The sequence below is a fragment of the Spirosoma agri genome (assembly GCF_010747415.1).
Taxonomy (GTDB): domain Bacteria; phylum Bacteroidota; class Bacteroidia; order Cytophagales; family Spirosomataceae; genus Spirosoma; species Spirosoma agri.
In genome coordinates this window covers 985,821-1,006,897 of record NZ_JAAGNZ010000001.1, presented here as the reverse complement: position 1 = coordinate 1,006,897, position 21,077 = coordinate 985,821, and the positions used below count along the sequence as shown (strand labels likewise).

The following is a 21,077-nucleotide window of genomic DNA, read 5'->3' as shown; positions in this document are numbered from 1 at the left end:
ACGGATTGCGAATACCCTGTTTTCAACAACCAACCTCCCTAAAACGCCAACTGTTTACTAATTATTGGCCTTTTTTATGTACAGATCAAGCGCACCGGTCATTGACGGGGCATTCGGTAAAGGCGCTTCAATGTCGAGTGTCAGACCCGCTTCTGTTATCGCTTTGGCCGTAGTTGGGCCAAAAGCAGCCATCCTTGTCCCATTTTGTTTGAAATCCGGGAAGTTTGACAGCAGCGACGCTACACCCGATGGGCTAAAGAAAGCGATGATATCGTAACTCTGGATGTCCAGATCCGACAAATCAGTCGGGACCGTTTCATACATGACAGCCTCCGTAAAATGCAGGCTACTGGTATCCATGAATTCCGGAATATCGTTACGCCGAATGTTCGAGCAGGGAAACAGGAATTTTTCGTTCTTGTGTTTCTTGATCAGATCGAACAGTTCGGTAGCGGTCTTGGTCCCGTTAAAGATCTTCCGCTTCCGGATAATGATGTATTTCTGGAGGTAATTGGCCGTTTGTTCCGAAATACAGAAGTATTTCATGTCGGCGGGCACTTCAACCCGCCCTTCCTGGCAAATGCGGAAGAAGTGATCGATCGCGTTCCGGCTCGTGAAGATGATGGCGGTGTGGTCCAGAATATTGATTTTCTGACGGCGAAAATCTTTATACGATACGCCCTGTATCTGGATAAAGGGCCGAAAATCAACCTGGATGGTGTACTTGCTGACTAGGTCAAAATAAGGAGATTTTTCGTCGGCAGGGCGGGATTGGGTCACTAACAGCCGGTTAACCTTCGTTAGCCGGTCTTCTGTGGATTGCATGCTGGTCTCGTTCATCGAATCTCAACTCGTTTCAATAGTCAGTTCTGAACTTACGGCTACGACTGGTTAGACCGGACCGGATAAAACCATACTGCGTAACCATAAATTGCAAACCACTCTCACAGCGCGAAACGAAGACCTATGATGAGTGGAATCAATTCAACGATACAAAGGTACGAAAATAAATACAGATTTTTGATAGGTTCCAGACTACGGATAACAATGTATAAAAAGGCTAGCCGAACTAAATAGAATACTAATAATGGAAACAACAACACACTTTCTGACCAGATGATGGTCGTCGTATTATACGAAACCATAACTAACAAAAGCGTCAGTATGGTGAAAAACAGCATGGATGACTGAAGAACTTTGAAGAAATGAATATTGATTGCGTCCTGTAGTTTATATAATCCTCCAATAACTTCCAGCGCCAGGTATTTGCCCATCAAGACCATGAACGTCAGACCGCTCACTATAATAAACTCGCCGATGATCGACGCGATAGTTTGTCCGCCCAACAGTCTTGCTGACACAAATACGTCGAGGTTTTGGCTTTGGATGAAGACGAGCAAATATCCAATGACGAAGCTCAGGTTAAGAACGAACAGCACATTCGTACTACTGAGCGGACGATTGATCAAAAACGATTCTTCCGGTGACCGCAAGGAGAGCAGGTCCCACAGGCTATAGAAGCGCAGAAAAGCCCTGTGATAAAACGAGAAAAGAAACGCATGGGTAGCCAGCAGAAACACCAGTCCCAGCCCTAGAAAATTGCTGTATACCGAGAATGAGCGCGGTCTTACGCTCAAATTGTCATCGCGCAAGATAACGGGTTTTTGCGTTGCCGACTTCGGATACCCGATGAACAGGCTCTTGTCATTCAGGCCAGGTGCGCCATACAGCGTCAGAAAAACTTCAGGCTGGCGGTATACGTTGTACAAACTATCGATATTGAACACATACCAGGTGCCTGCCCGAAGCTTGCGTTTCAGAGCCGCATTGATAAACAAATAACCGTCCTGCTGGGTCGAAATAAGAAGATTATAATGCCGGTTACTTTCCAGGTCGATGTAGGTGCTCAACGCTGTTTGATCGGCATGCTGCTCGACGATATAGGGTACGTATGCTTTTGCCCCTTCGTCGTAGACCTGAAAATCGTCGTGAAAATCGTGGACCGGATAATATTGATTGGCCGGACCTATGCCCTCCGTGCGGGATTGCCCGGAAGCGGAAAAAGCCATTACTAAAAAGAGCAAAAGAGCGAACGGGCGAAACTGGTTCTTTGCCGGGAAACGTACCCAACCGAATTGCCACCTATCTGCCCTTTCGCTCCTTCGCTCTTTCACTCGTTATACGTCGTTAAATCAGACCTTTCCTAATGCTTTCAGCATGGTATCGCCGATAAGCGCGGGCGACTCGACCACGTGGATACCACACTCACGCATAATCTCCATTTTAGCGGCAGCCGTGTCATCAGCACCACCTACAATTGCACCAGCGTGGCCCATTCGACGACCTTTTGGTGCGGTTTGTCCGGCAATAAAGCCAACAACGGGTTTGCGGTTCCCGTCGGCTTTGATCCAGCGGGCGGCTTCGGCTTCCATGCCACCACCAATTTCGCCAATCATTACGATTGCGTCGGTATCCGGATCATTCATCAGCAGTTCAACTGCCTGTTTGGTCGTTGTACCGATGATTGGATCACCCCCGATACCGATGGCCGTGCTCTGACCAAGACCTGCTTTAGTGAGCTGATCAACGGCTTCGTAGGTCAGCGTTCCTGATTTCGAAACGATGCCAATGGTCCCTTTTTTGAAGATGAAACCGGGCATGATACCCACTTTACATTCTTCGGCGGTCATAACGCCGGGACAGTTCGGGCCAATCAGCCGAACGTCTTTGTCATTGAGGTAGTTTTTCACAGCCACCATATCTTCCGTAGGAATGCCCTCGGTGATGCAGATAATCACTTTGATACCTGCTTCGGCCGCTTCCATGATGGCATCTGCCGCAAATGCGGGCGGTACAAAAATGATAGAAACGTTGGCACCAGCCTGATCAACGGATTGCTGAACCGTGTTGAAGACGGGCCGGTCGAGGTGGGTTTGACCACCTTTGCCGGGCGTAACGCCCCCAACTACATTGGTACCATATTCGATCATCTGCTGGGCATGGAAACTGCCCTCCGAGCCAGTGAAGCCCTGGACGATAACTTTGGAGTCCTTGTTAACTAAAACACTCATGACGGTTAGTAAATCGTTGGCGATGCAATTGAATGTGAGCAAGCCTAACGAACGAGCGAATAAATACCTGATCTCTTTCGGCTTTTTCCGTTCGTTTGTTAATCTTGTATCATTGAATAAGTTGGGCAAAAGTAGCCGAATCTTCGTAAATTACGTGATGATTTTTTCGCACATTATCTCTGGCTCCGTTCTGGCCGGAACCGGTGTTGGGGTGTTTTGGTACTTTTTCCAGCGGGTAAGCATCTATAACAGACTCCTATGGGGCTTCTTTCTACTCACGATTTCGCTGGCCGCCCTAATTGGCATTATCGAATACACAGGGGCTGAGTCGCTTGAGCCGCTCCATCGTTCGATGGTCGTGTTGTCTAATAGTTTAGGCGTTGTCTGTGCCGTCGTCGGTGTTTGGGGCTTGTTGAACCGCCGGATTTACACCATGACGACCTTTGTGACGACAATGGTATTTGGCCTGTTCGTATTTATCCTGTTGCTACTTCCCGAAGTGCGCGTTTTCACGCCTGTCGTGCCATCACTGGCCATTCTTATTTTAATGCTGTTAGCGGTGTTTTCGTTACTTCAGCGCAATAAGCGGGGACTCTGGATTGTTCTGGCGGCCATGATGATGGGATTAGCCGCAAAAGCGCAGTCGCTGGACTCCTTTTTTCACCCGACCGATTTTTACCATTACGCCACCGCGCTGGCTCTCTGGTTCTTCGGCAAAGCCGCTGAGAAGTAAGCAGTTCAGTGCATATTGGATCTCAGCTCAGTCAGACGGGTGCGTTTCGATTCATGAATAAGTCCGCTCGATTTACTTCGTTATCTCCTCTTTTCGCTAACTAATGTCCTAATCAATTAGTTAACCAATCCACAAAACGCAACAAACGTGGATTTACTGGAACTGGCACACGATCCAATGAAGGCAGCAAAGGCGGCCCGGCTGGTGTATATGAACGACACCATGCCCGGTATCAGCCGTCGCAAAACTGGCGATCAGTTTACCTACCTCGATACGAAAGAGCAGCCTGTCGATGATGAGCAACTACTGGCCCGTATTCGCAGCATGGCCTTGCCACCCGCCTGGGAACGCGTCTGGATAAGCCCCAAAGCAAACGGACACTTACAGGCAACAGGTATTGACACCAGAAACCGAAAACAATACCGATATCACGCCAACTGGAACGCGATCCGAAGTGAAACAAAGTTTTTCCGGATGGCCGCTTTTGGTGAAGCACTCCCCAAACTTCGTGCGCGTCTCGACAAGGATTTGAAAGAGAAGTCCCTGACTCGCGACAAAGTGATTGCCATTGCGCTGAGCGTTATGGAGCAAACGCTGATTCGGGTGGGTAATGCGGCCTATGAAAAAGAATACGGCTCATACGGCCTGACAACCCTTAAAACCCGGCACGTCAAGCTGGAAGGCAGCGACGTACGGTTCAGCTTCAAGGGTAAAAAAGGCATCTATCACGACATTGCGCTCCACGACCGGCAGTTAGCGCGGCTCGTGAAAGCCTGTCGTGATCTTCCGGGCAAGGAATTATTCCAGTATTTCGATGAGGAAGGCGACCGCCACTCCATTGATTCCGGGATGGTGAACGACTACCTGCATGAAACAATGGGCAATGATTTTTCGGCCAAAGATTTTCGAACCTGGGCCGGAACGGTCAATGCCTTGCGCTTACTGATCGAACTGGAACCCTGCGAAACCGAAAAAGAGTTGAAGAAAAATGTCAATGCGGTACTTGACGAAGTGTCGCTCAAACTGGGCAACACCCGCACCGTATGCCGCAAGCATTACGTCCATCCGCAGATTCTGGAATCGTACGAATGCCTGGATTTGAACCCGTACATCGAACAAAAAAATCGCTTTCGTCAGACGAGTCCGCATGGGCTGGACGGCGTCGAGAAGTTACTCCTGAAATTTCTGAGCGATCAGGTAAAAAAAGTAATAAAAAGCCCTTCCGCCAAGAAAGCACTGGCCTGACTCTTTAGCGGAAGGGCGTTTAGCGCATGGCCTTTACCCAGTGTGTATGCGTGCAGCGCGGGCAGGTTAGGCTGCCGGTCGATGTGCTGATCGATTGTACACTGCCACAGGTGCAGCAGGCATAATCGCCGGGTTCCGACAACGTTTCGGTATGGCGCTTCAATTCGTTGGGCAGAATAGGCAAGCCAGGTCGAGTGTCATTTTCGCGGAACTGAAAGAAACTGAGCTGCCCATTTGGCTCCAGAATAGCTGTACGCACCTGTCCAAGGTGTTCGATACCACCAACGCGCAGATCAGAAAACAAATCGTCCAGTCCCATATCTTCCTGCTTGAAATTCTGCGTCAGAATACAGCCATTTTCGATTACATAAACGGGTTTGCCTTCAAGAACGGTTCTAACCGTTTTATTGCGATCGCTGATGAACGTAGTCAGTTTGTAGCAGCCCATCATGACGATAAAGACCACTACAGCCGACGAAAGAGGTACATCATCGTAAAACATAGGGTCGCCCGCAGCCGAACCAAGACCGATGAGCAACACCAGTTCATAAATAGACAATTGCCTCACCTCGCGCTTACCCGATACCGTCAGGGCAGTCAGCACGATCAGAAACATAAATACGGTCCGGAACGCCACCTCGCCGAGATAGGTCCACGGAAGGTCATGGATAAAAATACGTTCCCAGTCGAAAGACTGAACAGTTTCTGGCTTCATCGTGCATTGGTAGTTAGTAACTCGCTGCCCGACTACTGCCCCAGTTCTTGCGTGATGGTACTGCTGAGCCGGAGTAATTCGATTTCGGCCGCTTTAGCGTTGAATTCAGCTTCGATCAGGCGGGTCTGGGCATCAATGGAGTTTCGCTGCACGTCCCGGAATTCTACGAATGTGGAGTTACCGATCCGATAGCGATCATACGCAATATCGACGTTCTGATTGGCCAGTTGGTTATTCAGCACTTCCAGATTTAACAATTTCAGGCTGTTCTGATATAATTGAAAGGTCTGCGTGAGCGCCAATTGAAGTTGCAATCGCTGGTCGCTCTCCTGATTTTGCGCAATGATCGTGTTGACGCGCGCATTCTGGATTTGCCGCTTTAGATTATAGCCGTTAAAGATCGGAATCGATGCGGTAACCAGATAGGTGAACGAACCCGTTCGACCCGTTCTGATACCAAAACCGCCCTGATTGTCCTGAAGCTGGTAATTGTAACCGGTCTGAGCCGTAACCAGTGGGAGTTGTTGAGCATTGACAAGCCGCGCATTGAGGTCGGCAATCGTACGGTTCAGCACCGCCGAGACCAGCAGTGGGTTGTTGGTATTGAGCGATTGCTGGAGCGAGCCCAGTTCCAGATTTGGCCGAACAATGATTGTATCGCGAACGGCAAACTCAGTGAGCGGGTCACGCACTAATTGCGTATTGAACAGAGTTTTGGAGTTTCGTAGCAGTTGCTCCTGCGCAATAAGTGATGCGCTGTCCGTATTGTAATCGACCTGAGCACTCAGAAAGTCGACTTTCGAACGGGTACCGACCTCATAGTTGGCCCGGGCCAGTTCAAGCCGTTCGCGGGAAATATCCAGTGCCTGACTAAAAGCGATCAATCGTTGCAACTGCCGGATCACGTCGTAATAGCTCGTAGCGATGCTGGCAACCGTAGCCTCCACATTGGCACGGGTCGTAACCGAGCTAATCTGAAGAAGTTGTTTTAGCTGCGTATACAGCGCGGAACGGGCATAGCCATTGAAAACGGTATAGTTCACATTGAGGGCCAGGTTGGTCGTTCGGTTAAATACGCCGGAGGCTTCCTGAGGAGGCCGGAGACCGTCCAGATACGTTTGCCGAAAGCTTTGCAAACCACCGCTGGAATTTCCGTTAAACAACAGTGACGGTAGATAGCCGGCATTTCCTTTCGTGAAATTGTTGCGGGCAATCTGCTCCTGCGACCGGTTGATTTGAATCTGATAATTTTTCCCGATCGCCTGTTCGATCGCTTGTGGCAGGGTTAGCACCTCGCCAGGTTGTGGGATGGTAGCAACGGTAAACGTTCGCTGCTGAGCGCGTTGAATAGCATTTTGAGGTTGTTGAGCAAGGGCCGAAAAGGAGAGGCAAGTAAAAAGAATCCAACTGCTGAGCTTCATTGAATTGAGGTTGACAAGGTCGATAAAGACAAAAATACAAGAATCTGCGATTAGCTGGTCGGCTTATCAACTTTCTGTTAATTTGCATTTTCCCCAATCATCCCTTATGAAACGTCCTCTTTTAGTAATTACGGTTTTATTTGCTTTGCTTTCCGGGTGTTCTTCCCGAAAAAAAGCCGATCTGCTGGTCACCAATGCGCGTATCTACACGGCTGACTCCACGTTCTCCGTAGCGGATGCGTTCGTGGTCGGCGATGGTAAATTTCTCGCGGTTGGTTCAGCCAAAACGCTGGCGGATGCGTACGATGCCGATAGTACTGCTGATCTGGGTGGACAGCCGATTTATCCCGGTTTCTACGATCCTCACGCCCACTTTCTGGGTTTAGGACAAGTGCTGAATCAGGCCGATCTGGTTGGCGCAACCTCGTATGATGATGTTATCAGTCGGCTGAAATCGTTTTATCAGAAAAATCCGGATGTCATGTGGCTCGCTGGCCGGGGTTGGGATCAGAACGACTGGGCCGACAAAACCTTCCCAACGAAAGAGAAGCTGGACGCTGCCTTCCCGAACGTACCGGTTGCGCTGATGCGGGTCGATGGTCATGCCCTGCTCGTCAACTCAAAAACCTTGCGACTGGCAAAGGTAACAGCGGGTTCTAAACTGCCCGGTGGTGAAGTCGTCGTCAGAAATGGTCAGCCAACGGGTGTTCTGGTCGACAACGCTATGCAACTTGTCAAGCGGATTATTCCCCAGCCCGACAAGGCCGACAAAGCCCGGATGCTACAGGCCGCCGAAAAGGTTTGCGTTGCGCTGGGCCTCACAACAATTTCGGATGCCGGAATCAGCCCCGACGAAATCAATCTCATCGACAGTCTTCATAAAGCGGGAAAGCTCAAGATTCGGGATTACGCTATGATTAGTCTGGGTGAGCCGAATCTGACTTATTTTCTGAAGCGGGGACCGTTCCAGACGGATCGGCTCACGGTCCGTTCGTTCAAGCTGTATGCCGATGGGGCTTTGGGTTCACGCGGGGCCTGCCTGCGTCGTCCGTACAGCGATCGTCCGGAGACAGGTGGTTTTCTATTGCTCAGCCCTGGTGAGCTGGAACGAGTCACGACACTTTTACACAACTCTGGTTTTCAGGCGAATACCCACTGCATTGGCGATTCGGCCAATCACCTCATGCTCGATCTGTACGGTAAACTGCTGAAAGGCCACAACAACCGGCGCTGGCGCATTGAACACGCGCAGGTCGTATCACCGGAAGATGTTCACAAATTTGGGCAGTACTCAATCATTCCGTCGGTTCAGCCAACTCATGCGACATCCGATATGTACTGGGCCGCCAACCGGTTAGGACCCATTCGCGTGAAGAGTGCTTATGCGTTTAAAGATTTGATGAAACAGAATCAGTTGATTGCCTTCGGAAGCGATTTCCCGGTAGAAGCCGTTAATCCGCTGTTCGGGTTCCACGCAGCGGTTGCCCGGCAGGACGCCAAAAACACGCCAACCGGTGGTTATCAGATGGAAAATGCGGTCGACCGGAAATCAGCGTTGCTGGCAATGACCCGCTGGGCCGCTTATGCATGCTTCGAGGAACAGTTGCGCGGGAGCATCGCACCGGGCAAGCAAGCTGATTTTGTGATATTGGATCGCGATATCATGACCGCTCCCAACGCGCAGCTTCGCGACACAAAAGTCAAGCAAACCTGGATTGGTGGCGAACGGGTCCATTGAGCTAAGCCACGCTCAGAATTTCATAGACCAGCTTGTTGAACAAAACTGTTTCGCCCGCGCGCCGACCGGCTAGTGCCGAACCGATTGGTGATGCGGGCGAAATAGCGAACACATCTTTCCCATCGATATTGAGCTTACCGGCGCTGATGCTGATGAAAAACATACCCCGGTTGGTCGTTACCAAACTACCCGGCTGAACAACGGTGTACTCCTTTTCGCTGTTGATCCGCGTTAGCTCCTGCTCCACGGCCAGCGCAACGTCGAGCTGGTGGGCATACCGATCCCGCTCGATCTGCGCCATAGCCCGGCCTGTTTCGTATTTATCACCTGCACTACTCTTCGACTCGGAGTTGGCCGATTCCTGTGCCGCTTCCATAGCCCGCCGGGCCACATCTATGCGTTGCTGAACGTGCGCGTTGCACAGAGTAACCAGATCGTGCTTAAGTTTTTTTGACGTAGATTCCTGATTCACAAGCTTGATTTTACTATAAAACGAGTCGATCTATTTCAACCCTCTTCGTAACCGTTTTGCCCTTCATTTTCGACAGATCGGACGTAGCGGCTTTACCGTTTTGTACCACGGAGCCTACTCGCAACGGTCAATTTGCACGCGCTAAAGGTACAAAAGCTCAACTCACAAAGCCGCCATTTGGCTGGATTTCTCCAAACAACCGCCGTTGCTTTTGGCTTATCCCAAAAAGTACAACCAACGCAACGTTATGGAAGCAAAAATCCCCCCTCAGCATCAGGCTATCCAACCGGGCCTTGAAGCTGAATTGGACCCACAGCCGAAAGTGATTCGGCACCTGTACAAAGGAGCGAATAAATTAAAAGACAAAGTGGCCCTCATTACCGGTGGCGACTCAGGCATTGGTCGGGCGGTAGCCGTGCATTTCGCGCGGGAAGGGGCCGACGTGGCCATTTCCTACACACCACGCGAAGAAGTCGACGCGCAGAAAACCAAAGAGCTAGTTGAGGCCGAAGGTCGGCAGTGTCTGCTCCTGCCGGGCGATATTCGCCAGGAAACGTACTGCAAACAGATCGTTGCCGATACGGTTCAGAAACTGGGCAAGTTGAATATTCTGGTCAATAACGCCGGACTACAACTGCAACACCAAACGCTCGAAGAGGCATCAGATGAAGATCTGGTAGCGACATACGAGACCAATATTTACTCGTTCTTCAGAATATCGAAAGCGGCTGAACCCCATCTTCAGAAGGGCGATTGCATCATCAATACCACGTCGGTCACGGCCTATCAGGGCCGCGCGGATTTGCTGGAATATTCGTCCACCAAAGGTGCGATCATGACGTTTACGCGGGCCTTATCGACCAATCTGATTACCAAAGGTATCCGGGTCAATGCGGTTGCGCCCGGTCCCATCTGGACTCCGCTCAATCCTGCTTCGGTAAGTGCGGACGAAGTAGCGCAATTCGGCAAAGATGTACCGATGAAACGGCCCGGCCAGCCCAGCGAAGTAGCACCCGCTTACGTGTTTCTCGCGTCGGATGATGCCTCGTATATCACAGGACAGGTGCTTCACCCCAATGGCGGCACGATCGTAAACACCTAGCGATTTCAACCGTGAGACCAGTTTTAATCTCACTCACGTGAGCTGCTGTCACACGCCTAACTTTTCAGAGCAATGGAACAAATGGAAATTAAAACCAAACCCCAGCATCAGGATGCGCAGCCGGGTTTGGAATATGAAATGGACCCGCAACCGATCTACATTCGGGATAACTATCAGGGGGCCGATAAGCTATTAGATAAAGTGGCGCTCATTACCGGTGGCGATTCGGGTATCGGCCGTGCGGTAGCCATTCACTTTGCCCGCGAAGGCGCTGATCTGGCCCTCGTTTATCACCCGCGCGAAGAGCAGGATGCGCAGAAAACCAAGTCACTTATCGAGGCCGAGGGACGTCGGTGTTTACTACTTCCGGGCGATTTAAAGCAGATTTCGTTCATTCGGGAAGTGGTCGGCCAAGTCATCAGCACGTATCATCGGATTAATATTCTAGTCAACAACGCAGCGAATCACGTCGAACAGAAGGAATTTACGGACATTTCGGACCAGCAGATGCGCGAAACGTTTGAGCTAAATATTTTAGCCATGTTCCGGCTGACAAAGAATGTGTTACCGCACATGGGCTCATACGACTGCATCATCAATACCACGTCGGTAGTGTCGTACCGGGGCAGCGAATCACTGATCGACTATGCCTCAACGAAGGGTGCCGTTACATCATTTACCCGGTCGTTGTCGCAGAATCTGGTCGAACGCAACATCCGGGTCAATGGAGTGGCTCCCGGCCCCATCTGGACCCCGCTGATCGTAGCGACGAAAACGCTTGAAGAGGTCGAAAAATTTGGAAAAGACACGCCAATGGAACGGCCCGGACAACCCGCAGAACTGGCTCCAGCCTATGTATTTCTGGCGTCGGAAGATGCGTCCTATTTTACGGGACAGGTTATCCACGTCAACGGTGGCGAGGTAATCAACTCGTAATTTGATTATAAAATGGATTCCCTACAGCGTCACGGAGAACATAAAGAGTCGATCTTTTGTGTCCTCCGTGACGCTGTGGGAGTATTCTGAGCCGTGCTGGCTCCACCGCTTACTTTATCGTAAAATCGGAGTCTTTCAGCCCCTTGTTGAATTTTACGTTATCGACCGTCATGGTCATCGGCCCGCGAGGTGACTGCTGCGTGATTGTCATGGGGTATTTAATGCCATTTACCTCTTTATAATCCGTATAGACCGATGTCATGGTCATTTCACCACGCTGTCCTTTGGTCGTTGACGCTGATTGAACTTTCAGACCAGTGGTAGCGTCGAAGTTATCCGTCCAGGTAGCCGACCCATCGGCAGTCGTGTGGCTTAATTTATACGTATCTTTTCCATCGACTTTCTCTGGCCCAACCAGCGTCGATTTTATCCCGTTTTCGGCGTAATGCAATTCCGGAAAAATCACGTTCATGGCGATCATCTGTTGAGCAGCAGCGCCTTCCAGCGTATTACTGCCCTGCATACCACCTGCAACTACCTTCGTGCCGTCGCCGGTTTGTTTCATTACTTCCATCCCGTTGGCGTTAATGACCATCGAAAATTTGTTGGGCAGCTTCTGCTTGCGGGTGATCATGATGGTTCCCATCTGCCCCTCACTCGACATGCTCGTTGTAACATCGGTCACTTTGGTCAGTGCCTCTTTTCCGCCAATAGCGGTAATGTACTTATCCAGTACTTCGTCGGCGGTCGGCGTCGTTTGCGCGTTGGCTCCAACGTGGAGCAGGGGTATTGCCAGAAGGGTTACGAATAGTTTTTTCATACTCTGTTTTGGTTATGGTTTTCTGCCAAATGTAGCAGATCAGAAACAGATCGGCAAGCCATCAGTCCGGGCGGTTTAGCACATCCCGGATCAAGTCAAACGTACTCAGACAAACGATCCCGCCTGCCAGCTTATCCGGCGGAACTACCCGTCAAACGCCAGCCGTTTCAACCCCATATCGGCAGCCGAATCAGTGGCAAAAATCAGGTTATTTAGTCCTGTTATGACGGGAATTTTGGCGCGATCGTAACTGTTTTTTGAACGAGCGATAACTTGCGCGCGGCAGCGCTTATCAGGCTTTCACGTTTATTGGTCAATGGCTAGGTTTATTATTCACGTTTCTTCGCTTGGGCCGGATGGCATGGCCCTGTTTCCGTTCATTCTGGTCCGCAAGCCCAATCCGGGACTCGTGTTGATTAACCACGAACGAATTCACCTGCGGCAACAGGCGGAACTGGGGATTGTACCGTTCTACCTCTGGTATATTCTAGAATACCTGATCCGTCGGCTGTACTTCCGAACGCACTATGCCGCCTATCGAAATATCAGCTTCGAACGTGAGGCTTTTGCCAACGAAATGGATCTGAATTACCTGAAGAAGCGGTCAGTATGGGCCTTCTGGCCCTATATGACGACGGATAAACGCTGACTGGATGGGGAATCACTCGTTGGTTACGGCGGGTTTTTGTCCCAGTCCGCCCGCCATCATAACGATCAGCGATAGTACGATAACCAATATGGGTATCCCATCGCGAAAACCGATCACGCGCATATCCTGCGGAATGTTCAGATAAAGCAGGATCGTTATCAGACCACGTGGAGCAATCCAGAGTAGTGGTTTCATCGGCCCCTGATACGTCAGTCGGAGGGTGACCCACCGCCAGCCAATAATAACGGCGACGAAGATAGCACTCACGATCAGGGCATCCCGATCCAGCAATTCGCCGGGGATGGCTGCGTACCCTAAGATCAGGAAAAAGAAGGTACGGACCACGAAAGCGCCTTCCGCAGTCAGGTTTTTGAGCTGGTCCAGCTCTTTTTCGAACAGGTCATTCTTCAACACTTCACTCAACCGTCCGCGAATGAACAATTCGGTATTGTTCAGAAAAAGCCCGAAGATCAGAATGAGCAATAACGACGACAGGTGATTGATTTCGGCGATGGCATACACCAGAAAAAGTACAGAAATAATCGGCAGAAACTTGATCCGGTGATTGATTCGACCAATCAGATAAAGAAGCAGGAAACAGCAGATCAGCGATAACAACGCCATGATGAGCGTATCGCGGGCAAAAAACCACACGGCTCCCCACACCGAATCCCGGCTGACTAACAGAAAGTTAAAGACCAGCACACCAATTATTCCGGCAAAAGCCGACTCGTACACGACAAACTCCCCCTGACCAGCCGACAGATTCGCGACGCTCGGTATTGCTACGGCGCTGCTGATAATCGAAAAAGGTAAAGCCGCAATCAGACAATGATAGAATGAATCATTCAACAGCAGGTATAAAACGCTGGCCAGCAGAACGGTAATACCCGCAACCGACAGCACAGAAGCCACCAGCGTACGGCGAATAACGCCTAGTTTATCGCGGTGCAGTTCCAGGTCAAGGCCATTTTCGAGCACGATCAAGATTAGACCCAGCGTGCCGATTGTTGGCAGGATCGTATTGACAACCGGCACCTGAACACTGAAGTAATTGGTCGCCTGTCGGGTTATGCCACCCAGTACTAAAAGCAGCAGTACGGATGGTGTTCGGAACCGGCTGCTAAACAGGTCGAACGCATAGGAAATCAGAACGGATAAGCTCAGAACAATGATGAGAATCGAAGAATCCATTCGGCAAGATAAAACGCAGTTTTCAGTTTGTGATTCACTGGTGCCTGTTTAAGTTACACCAGTTCTTAAAAACCAGTCACTGGTCTTGCAGTTGACGGCATTGATCGACTCTTGCCTTAAACCAGTAAATTAGTAGTGAACCGATACCCGAAAACGGCTACTGTTTTGCGTAGTAATAAAGATTCACGGATGGGTTTGTAGCCCGTTCGCTGATGGTGAAAAAGCCTTTGCCATCCTTATCAAAGCCAATTGCTTCGCCCTGCGGTTCAGCTTTGGCAATCAGTTGTCGGGCAGTGCCTTTCTGCATGGCATCGGCAACCGATTGACCCGCTTCCCGTTTCCAGTAAAAGACCTGGAGGTACGTTCTCAGGACAATTTCCGATCCATCGGGCGAAATGCCGGCGCTCGTAACGTAGGTGAACGGCAACTCACCGTAGGCTTGAAGCGTGGTCACCTGGTTGATATCCTGTGGATACGGGAGCCGGTACAGATGCACTTTTTCTTCCCGTTTGGAAATGATCCAGGTATCGCGGGTCTGGGGATCAACAATGATCGCTTCGGCGTCGCGGGCCCCATCCGGGTATTTGAAATTGATCCGTTCCACCTGCCCGATGGCCGCCTGTAAACTGGCGGGTTCGATAAACCGGTAAATCACACAGCCGGGGCGCTGCGCATTGTTGTCACCGATATCAGCGATGTAAATGTAATTTTTCCCATCCTGAGGACCAGGGCCAATCGCCATGTCTTCCCAATCTACATTCGTTGCGTTCGGGATCGCCATCTTTCCTTTTACAGTGCCATCATAACCCAGCAGAGCCAGTTCGGCCGGGCTTCCGCTATCCTGCTCGATCCAGAGATTGCCGGGTTGGGTTCGGCTGTCGGCCAGACCCGATGCTTCGTCGATCTGTCCCGCCGTGATTGGGGCTGTTCTTGGGTCGCTGGCGAACTTAGCTCCATCAACCGTTACACCGATATTACAGGATAAGACAGTAAGTGTTCCGAGAATTAACAGGATAGTACGCATGAAGAATGGCGGTTGATTCAATCGTCAAAGTAACGAACGAATCAGCGGATAAGTCTTTAATTTGAGCTAGAGGGCAGTAAAATCCAGAAAGTAGCGCCTTTTCCCGGGCTACCGTCGGCGGAAATATATCCTTTATGATTGTCAACAACCCGCTGAACAATAGCCAAGCCAATACCGGTTCCCTGGTATTCGCTGCGCCCGTGTAGTCGCTGAAACACCTGAAATATCTGGGCTGCGTATTGCGGTTCGAAACCAATTCCGTTATCAATCAGCCGGATACGGTGAAATAGTCGATTGCTGTCGGCGGGCGAGCAGGCAAAACCCGATTCGCGACCCCGAACCGTGTCAGCCGTGATCGTTATGTCGGGTATCTGGTCACTTTTGACAAACTTCAGCGAGTTACTGATCAGGTTCTGGAACAACTGACGCAACTGAAGCACGTCGCCCTTGATTATAGGTAAATGACCTACGGTTACGACTGCTTTTTTCTCCTCGATCGTCGTTTCCAGATCACTCAACACGTCCGTCAGGAGCTGATTCAGGTCAACTGGCTTATGCTCTTCAAGCTTGGTAGACACCCGCGAATAAGCCAGTACATCTTTGATCAGCATTTGCATGCGGGACGCTGCCGATTGCATCCGCTGGATCATATCTGCTCCGGAATCGCCGATAATGGGCGCGTACTGGTTCTGAATAATGTCGCCAAAGGCCTGAATCTTGCGAAGCGGTTCCTGAAGATCGTGGCTGGCTACGTAAGCGAACTGCTCCAGATTCCGGTTGGACCGTTGCAGGTCCGTTACCGACGTTTCCAATTGCTGCTGTAGCTGTTTGAGGGTCGTGTAGTCGCTGAATGTCACTAACACCTGGTCGCCAACGTTGGTAGACATGATATCAAGCCAGACATCGATACCATTTCCGTCGTAGTGAAAATCGAACCGTTGCGACTCACCCGTCTGATAGGTCCTGTGGTAGAAATCGAAGAGGCCGTTCGTTTTATAATCCGGGAACCAAGTGCTGCCCAATGCGCCAATCACGGCATCCGGCTCCTGCCCTACATAGGACGCCAGTTTCCGGTTGGCTGTCTGGAAACGAAAATCAACGACTTCGCCCGTTTCGTCGCGCACCGGACTGAACAGAAAAATGCCGGTCTGAGCCGTATCGATGATCATTTGTAGTTCGGCACTGGACCGCTCCAGTGCCTGCTGTACCCGTTTCAACTCGGTGATGTACTGAAACACAGTCAATACGTCATTTTCCTGCCTGACCATCGTAACTTCGGCCCACAGGTCTATGTCGTCCCCGAAAAAATGGTGTTCGTAGTGTTGCGTCTCACCGGTTTCCAGCACGTGCCTCAACCGGGCAAAAAAGCCTGCCTGCGCTGCGCCCGGAAACATGGTAAAGAGCGTATTGCCGAGCATAAAGTCCAGTGGTCGTCCCGTTCCCGTGGCCGCCATTGGGTTCACCAGTTTGTAGCGAAAATCGATAAGTTCGTTCATCTCATTTCGTATTGGCTCATAGAGCACAAGCGCATCGGGTGAACTGTTGATGATCGCCTGGAGTAAATTTGCCGTTTGGCTGATTTGTTGTTGAGCCCGTTTGGCGTCCGATATATCGGAAAACGTGACAACGCAGCCATCACCGAGTTTTAGCGCAGAAACAGAAAGCCAGACAGCAAGACCATCGTACGCGTAGTACGTCTCCATCGTCGTTCGTTCGCCTGTCTCAACCGTGCGAACGTACATTGCCATCATACCCGATTTCACGTTTCCAGGAAACACCGACCGCATCGATTGGCCAATAACCTCTTCCGGTACTTTGCCCGTCAATTGGCTAGCCGCTTTGTTGACAGCAACGAACGTAAAATCGGTAATCTCGCCCGATTCATCGCGGATGGACTCAAATCCCATAATGCCATTCGTCGAATTGTCGAGCACACTATTAAGCAGATCGGCCTGTCGTTTATTCTCCGCAGCCGCCTGCTCGATGACCAGTTTGGTCTGTCTGTTAGCCGTGATATCAGTGTACGTGACGACCAGTCCATCGCCAAAAGGGGCCAGCGTCATATCGTACCAGCTACCTCCATACGTATGCTGAATGGTTCGGGGGTCGTGCGTTTCAGCGACTTCGCAATACAAATCGAACAATCCGGTTTCTATAAGACCCGGAAAAATGTGCAAGAGTCGTTTGCCAATAACGTCGTCTACATCGTAACCGCGTATCGTGGCACCCGCCCTGTTAATGACCGTTATAACAAAATCAACGATTCGTCCCGGAAGGCCATCCAGACCTGTTTCCCGAACGGCCTCCAGCGCCTTGATACCGTTTGCCGAACTGTTCAATACGCTGTTGAGCAGATCAGACAGCCGTTTGTACCGCAACAAATCCCGTTTTTGCTACGTGATGTTGACCCCTGTTACCACACAGCCATCACCGAGTTTGGTGATCGATGTATCATACCATTCCTGCACATCCGGGTAATAGTGTTGTGCCCATACCGTCTGGCCGGTTTCGATTACCTGACAGTACAGGTTGAACTGGCCCGTTTCCCGCGAACTTGGCCGAAAACCCAGTAGCGTATTGCCAATAATCTCTTTCCCGTATCGGTTCCAGACGTCCTGGCGACCAGCCGGGTTAGCCAATCGCACCTTAAAATCAAGAATCTGACCCGTCTCGTCCCGAATGGCTTCGTAGACGAATACATTGTTGAGCGATGTATCCAGTATCGTTTGCAGCAATTCGGTTTGCTCCTGCTTCTCCTTGTCTGCGGCTTTCGATTCCGAAACATCACGGGTCACTAGCAAAACGCCATCGCCCAGTCTGGACCGGTTTGTTCGGAACCAGGCCGCAAGGGTTGTATTGTAGCGTGTGTATTCATCCGACAGTCCCGTTTCCAGGATCGTGCACGTTTCGCTAAATACCTGTACCATACGCGCTTGGTCGTGCCTGTTGTCGTCCAGCAGGCGGGTGCCAACGCGAACCTGGTACTTGTTATTACTGTATTCCTCCGCCTTTTTATTCGAGTAATCGATCCGGAAGTTGACGACGTTGTGGGCAGTATCCCGTATGGCACGCATCCATATGACAGCATCGGGTAGCGCATCAAGCAGCTGGGAGAATTGAAGATCGGCAAGCGTATCAGCTGGCATTTTAAGGAATAGCAATTATGGATAAAGCACTTATAAACAATCACATAGCTCGATACTAACAAAAAGAGTGTGCGATTCGGCAGCTACGAAATTATAAGTAAAACTAACTAGTCAGCGAAGATACATAATTTATGATGCAAAAATCAGCCGAATAAATAGGCCCGACGGGTCCGCTTTTCATCAACTACGGGATTTGTTTTCGGTGTATCTTTATCGCTTGAGTTCACTCAAAACAACGTTCCTCTTATGCTTCACAACCTGCTTACCCGTCGAAAAAGCTATCCGCTTCTTTTGGTGATGTCACTGGCAATTCCGCTCATTGGACGCGCTCAGGATGCACCGACCTACCAAACTCCGCCCAAAGTTTTGGCCGATCTGGTCACGGCTCCCCTCACGCCCACCGTCAGCATGTCGGGAAAGGGCGATGTGATGCTCATTCTCGAACAGGCTTCGGCACCCGGAATTGCGGAGCTAGCCCAGCCCGAACTTAAACTGGCCGGCCTGCGCCTGAATCCGGCCAATACCGGTCCCAGCCGGGCAAAGTACATAACGGGCCTGAAGCTGAAAAAACTGACCGATAAGGACGAAAAAGCCATAACGGGACTCCCCGCCAATCCGCTGATCAGTTTTGTACAGTGGTCGCCCGACGATACGAAAATAGCCTTTGCCAGCTCGACAGACAGCCGGATCGATCTATACGTCGCCGATGTGGCCACGGCCACGGCGCAAAAGATAGGTTCCGTTGCACTCAATGCGACCCTCGGCGTCCCCTATCAATGGGTATCGGACAGCAAAAGTCTGATCGCGAAAATAGTACCCGCCGGACGTGGACCAGCTCCCGAAGTCAGTCGTGTTCCGGTCGGACCAACGACGCAGGAAAATGTAGGTGGCAAACGAGGTCAGGCACCGACGTATCAGGATTTGCTCAAAAACCCATCCGACGAGCGCCAGTTTGCGTATTACACCACCGCGCAGGTCGTTCGGCTTGGGCTGGATGGTTCAACAACCAACATCGGCCAACCCGGCATTATTCGCACAGCGTCCCCATCGCCCAATGGCCAGTATATCATGCTCGAAACGGTTCACACCCCGTTTTCGTACCTGGTTCCAGTGTACCGGTTCCCGCTGAAAACGGAGATCTACGCCGTTGCCGGTTCACTGGTCAAGACGCTGAACGATGGCCCGTTACAGGAAACCGTTGCCTACAGTCCGGATGGTGCGCCCAACGGTCCCCGCGAATTTGCGTGGCGAAACGATGCTCCGGCTTCAGTCTATTACACCGTAGCGCAGGACAACGGCGATCCAAAAGTTAAAGCCGAGGTTCGGGATAAAGTATTTCTGGTCGACGCGCCCTTCTCAGGTCAACCAAAAGAAATCTACGCAGCGCAGTTCCGATTCGAAGGCTTCGACTGGGGTAATGAAACAACCGCTCTCGCCAGTGAACGCTGGTGGCAAAATCGGAAAACCATCACCAAGATCGTTAATCCAACCGATTGGAAAACCTCGGTATTGTTCGATCGCTCCTACGAAGATCGCTACACCAATCCCGGCCAACCCGACACCAAACACAACCAGTATGGCCGTGAGGTGCTGAATTTGCTGCCAAGTGGCGAGATTATCATGCTGAATGCGCAGGGCGCATCACCCGAAGGCGACCGTCCGTTCGTTAGCTTGCTAAACCTAAAAACCAAACAGAGCCGCGAACTATGGCGGTCAGCGTCTCCTTACTTCGAACGGCCCATTACGGTGCTGGACGCTACCCGGCAGGTGATTCTGACCACGCGCGAAACCCCCGACGAAAGCCCGAACTACTTCGTACGCAATCTGAAGGCCCGCATCGCTCCTATTCAGGCCACGTACTTTCCGCATCCTTATCCGCAGTTGAAAGGCATTCAGAAACAGCAACTTCGCTACAAACGCTCCGATGGCGTAGATCTGACCGCTACGCTGTATCTGCCTGTTGGTTACAAGAAAGAACAGGGGCCGCTACCGACATTCCTGTGGGCGTATCCTGCTGAATTCAAGAGTAAAGATGCTGCCAGTCAGGTATCGGGTTCGCCGTATCAGTTCAACCGAATCAGTTATTGGGGTGCCGCTGCCTTCGTGACCATGGGCTACGCTATTCTGGACAACGCCAGCATTCCGATCGTGGGTGAGGGCGATAAAGAGCCGAATGACAATTATGTCGAGCAGTTGGTAGCCAGCGCCAAAGCGGCCATCGACGAAGGGGTGCGGCTAGGTGTTGTCGATAGTAGTCGCGTAGGCGTAGGTGGGCACTCGTATGGTGCATTCATGACGGCTAACCTGCTCACACACAGCAAACTGTTCAAAGGCGGCATTGCCCGTAGTGGTGCATACAACCGTACACTGACGCCATTTGGTTTTCAGAACGAGCAACGCAGCTACTGGCAGGCCCCGGACGTTTACAACAAGATGTCGCCGTTTATGAATGCCGACAAAATGAAGTCGCCCCTGTTGCTCGTTCATGGCGAGGCCGACAACAATACGGGTACGTTCCCGATTCAGTCGGAGCGGTACTACAACGCGCTTAAAGGCTTCGGGGCCACAACCCGGCTTGTGTTCTTACCGTACGAAAGTCACGGCTACACGGCTAAAGAATCGCTACTGCACATGCTTTCCGAAATGAACGGCTGGCTGGACAAATACGTTAAAAATCCAGCTTCAACGGCCAAAGCTACTCAAGCGGGTAAAGTCGGGGGTGGTAAATAAAGCATCCATTTCGTTTTTTACAGAGCCGTCAGCTAGCCGTTGACGGCTCTTTTTTTGTAGCCGTAAATGGCCGTCTGAATT

At 51.0% G+C, this 21,077-nt stretch carries 18 protein-coding genes; 7 read left to right on the top strand and 11 right to left on the bottom strand.

Annotated features, from left to right (window positions below):
• Positions 1 to 57 precede the first annotated feature (57 nt).
• From GK091_RS04200 to sucD, 3 genes are all read right to left on the bottom strand, one after another.
• A complete protein-coding gene (locus GK091_RS04200; RefSeq protein WP_164035357.1) occupies positions 58 to 840 on the bottom strand; it encodes a uroporphyrinogen-III synthase in 783 nt (260 codons plus the stop codon).
• 104 nt (positions 841 to 944) lie between these two features.
• Positions 945 to 2,069 (bottom strand): DUF4271 domain-containing protein, encoded by a 1,125-nt coding sequence (locus GK091_RS04195; protein ID WP_164035356.1) that lies wholly within the window; start codon positions 2,067 to 2,069, stop codon positions 945 to 947.
• A gap of 123 nt (positions 2,070 to 2,192) precedes the next feature.
• On the bottom strand, positions 2,193 to 3,071 hold the full coding sequence (gene sucD / locus GK091_RS04190; protein WP_164035355.1) for a succinate--CoA ligase subunit alpha: 879 nt from the start codon (positions 3,069 to 3,071) through the stop codon (positions 2,193 to 2,195).
• Here sucD and GK091_RS04185 point away from each other — a divergent pair.
• Together GK091_RS04185 and GK091_RS04180 are read left to right on the top strand one after the other, a co-directional pair.
• Complete coding sequence (locus tag GK091_RS04185) at positions 3,070 to 3,804, top strand: DUF6962 family protein (protein WP_246202139.1); 735 nt, start codon at positions 3,070 to 3,072, stop codon at positions 3,802 to 3,804. The genes sucD and GK091_RS04185 overlap by 2 nt on opposite strands.
• 147 nt (positions 3,805 to 3,951) lie before the next feature.
• Positions 3,952 to 5,049 (top strand): DNA topoisomerase IB, encoded by a 1,098-nt coding sequence (locus GK091_RS04180; protein WP_164035354.1) that lies wholly within the window; start codon positions 3,952 to 3,954, stop codon positions 5,047 to 5,049.
• A gap of 19 nt (positions 5,050 to 5,068) precedes the next feature.
• Here GK091_RS04180 and GK091_RS04175 read toward each other — a convergent pair whose 3' ends face one another.
• Positions 5,069 to 5,764 (bottom strand): YetF domain-containing protein, encoded by a 696-nt coding sequence (locus GK091_RS04175; protein ID WP_164035353.1) that lies wholly within the window; start codon positions 5,762 to 5,764, stop codon positions 5,069 to 5,071.
• A 32-nt stretch (positions 5,765 to 5,796) separates the two neighbouring features.
• Positions 5,797 to 7,185, bottom strand: coding sequence for a TolC family protein (locus GK091_RS04170; RefSeq protein ID WP_164035352.1), 1,389 nt, complete (start codon positions 7,183 to 7,185; stop codon positions 5,797 to 5,799).
• A gap of 106 nt (positions 7,186 to 7,291) precedes the next feature.
• Between GK091_RS04170 and GK091_RS04165 the strand changes: the two genes are divergently transcribed.
• Positions 7,292 to 8,923, top strand: a complete 1,632-nt coding sequence (locus GK091_RS04165) for an amidohydrolase (RefSeq protein WP_164035351.1) — start codon at positions 7,292 to 7,294, stop codon at positions 8,921 to 8,923.
• Between the two features lies 1 nt (position 8,924).
• Here the strand turns inward: GK091_RS04165 and GK091_RS04160 are convergent, their stop codons facing one another.
• Entirely contained in the window at positions 8,925 to 9,395 is a 471-nt protein-coding gene (locus GK091_RS04160) for a 3-oxoacyl-ACP synthase (protein WP_317166269.1), read from the bottom strand.
• 211 nt (positions 9,396 to 9,606) lie between these two features.
• Between GK091_RS04160 and GK091_RS04155 the strand changes: the two genes are divergently transcribed.
• On the top strand, positions 9,607 to 10,497 hold the full coding sequence (locus GK091_RS04155) for an SDR family oxidoreductase (protein ID WP_262889172.1): 891 nt from the start codon (positions 9,607 to 9,609) through the stop codon (positions 10,495 to 10,497).
• A gap of 72 nt (positions 10,498 to 10,569) precedes the next feature.
• Entirely contained in the window at positions 10,570 to 11,433 is an 864-nt protein-coding gene (locus tag GK091_RS04150; RefSeq protein WP_164035349.1) for an SDR family oxidoreductase, read from the top strand.
• Positions 11,434 to 11,542: 109 nt separating this feature from the next.
• Here the strand turns inward: GK091_RS04150 and GK091_RS04145 are convergent, their stop codons facing one another.
• The gene (locus GK091_RS04145; protein ID WP_164035348.1) at positions 11,543 to 12,253 is read right to left on the bottom strand and encodes a LolA-like protein; all 711 of its coding nucleotides are present in this window, start codon (positions 12,251 to 12,253) and stop codon (positions 11,543 to 11,545) included.
• Positions 12,254 to 12,569: 316 nt separating this feature from the next.
• Here GK091_RS04145 and GK091_RS04140 point away from each other — a divergent pair, with 316 nt between their 5' ends.
• Complete coding sequence (locus tag GK091_RS04140; RefSeq protein ID WP_164035347.1) at positions 12,570 to 12,902, top strand: hypothetical protein; 333 nt, start codon at positions 12,570 to 12,572, stop codon at positions 12,900 to 12,902.
• A gap of 12 nt (positions 12,903 to 12,914) precedes the next feature.
• Here GK091_RS04140 and GK091_RS04135 read toward each other — a convergent pair whose 3' ends face one another.
• From GK091_RS04135 to GK091_RS04120, 4 genes are all read right to left on the bottom strand, one after another.
• Complete coding sequence (locus GK091_RS04135) at positions 12,915 to 14,096, bottom strand: sodium:proton exchanger (protein ID WP_164035346.1); 1,182 nt, start codon at positions 14,094 to 14,096, stop codon at positions 12,915 to 12,917.
• Positions 14,097 to 14,253: 157 nt separating this feature from the next.
• On the bottom strand, positions 14,254 to 15,120 hold the full coding sequence (locus tag GK091_RS04130) for a PE-PGRS family protein (protein WP_164035345.1): 867 nt from the start codon (positions 15,118 to 15,120) through the stop codon (positions 14,254 to 14,256).
• Positions 15,121 to 15,176: 56 nt separating this feature from the next.
• A complete protein-coding gene (locus tag GK091_RS04125; protein WP_164035344.1) occupies positions 15,177 to 17,501 on the bottom strand; it encodes a PAS domain-containing sensor histidine kinase in 2,325 nt (774 codons plus the stop codon).
• A 12-nt stretch (positions 17,502 to 17,513) separates the two neighbouring features.
• Positions 17,514 to 18,266, bottom strand: a complete 753-nt coding sequence (locus GK091_RS04120; protein WP_164035343.1) for a hypothetical protein — start codon at positions 18,264 to 18,266, stop codon at positions 17,514 to 17,516.
• Positions 18,267 to 18,512: 246 nt separating this feature from the next.
• Between GK091_RS04120 and GK091_RS04115 the strand changes: the two genes are divergently transcribed.
• Positions 18,513 to 20,996, top strand: coding sequence for a S9 family peptidase (locus GK091_RS04115; protein WP_164035342.1), 2,484 nt, complete (start codon positions 18,513 to 18,515; stop codon positions 20,994 to 20,996).
• Positions 20,997 to 21,077 lie beyond the last annotated feature (81 nt).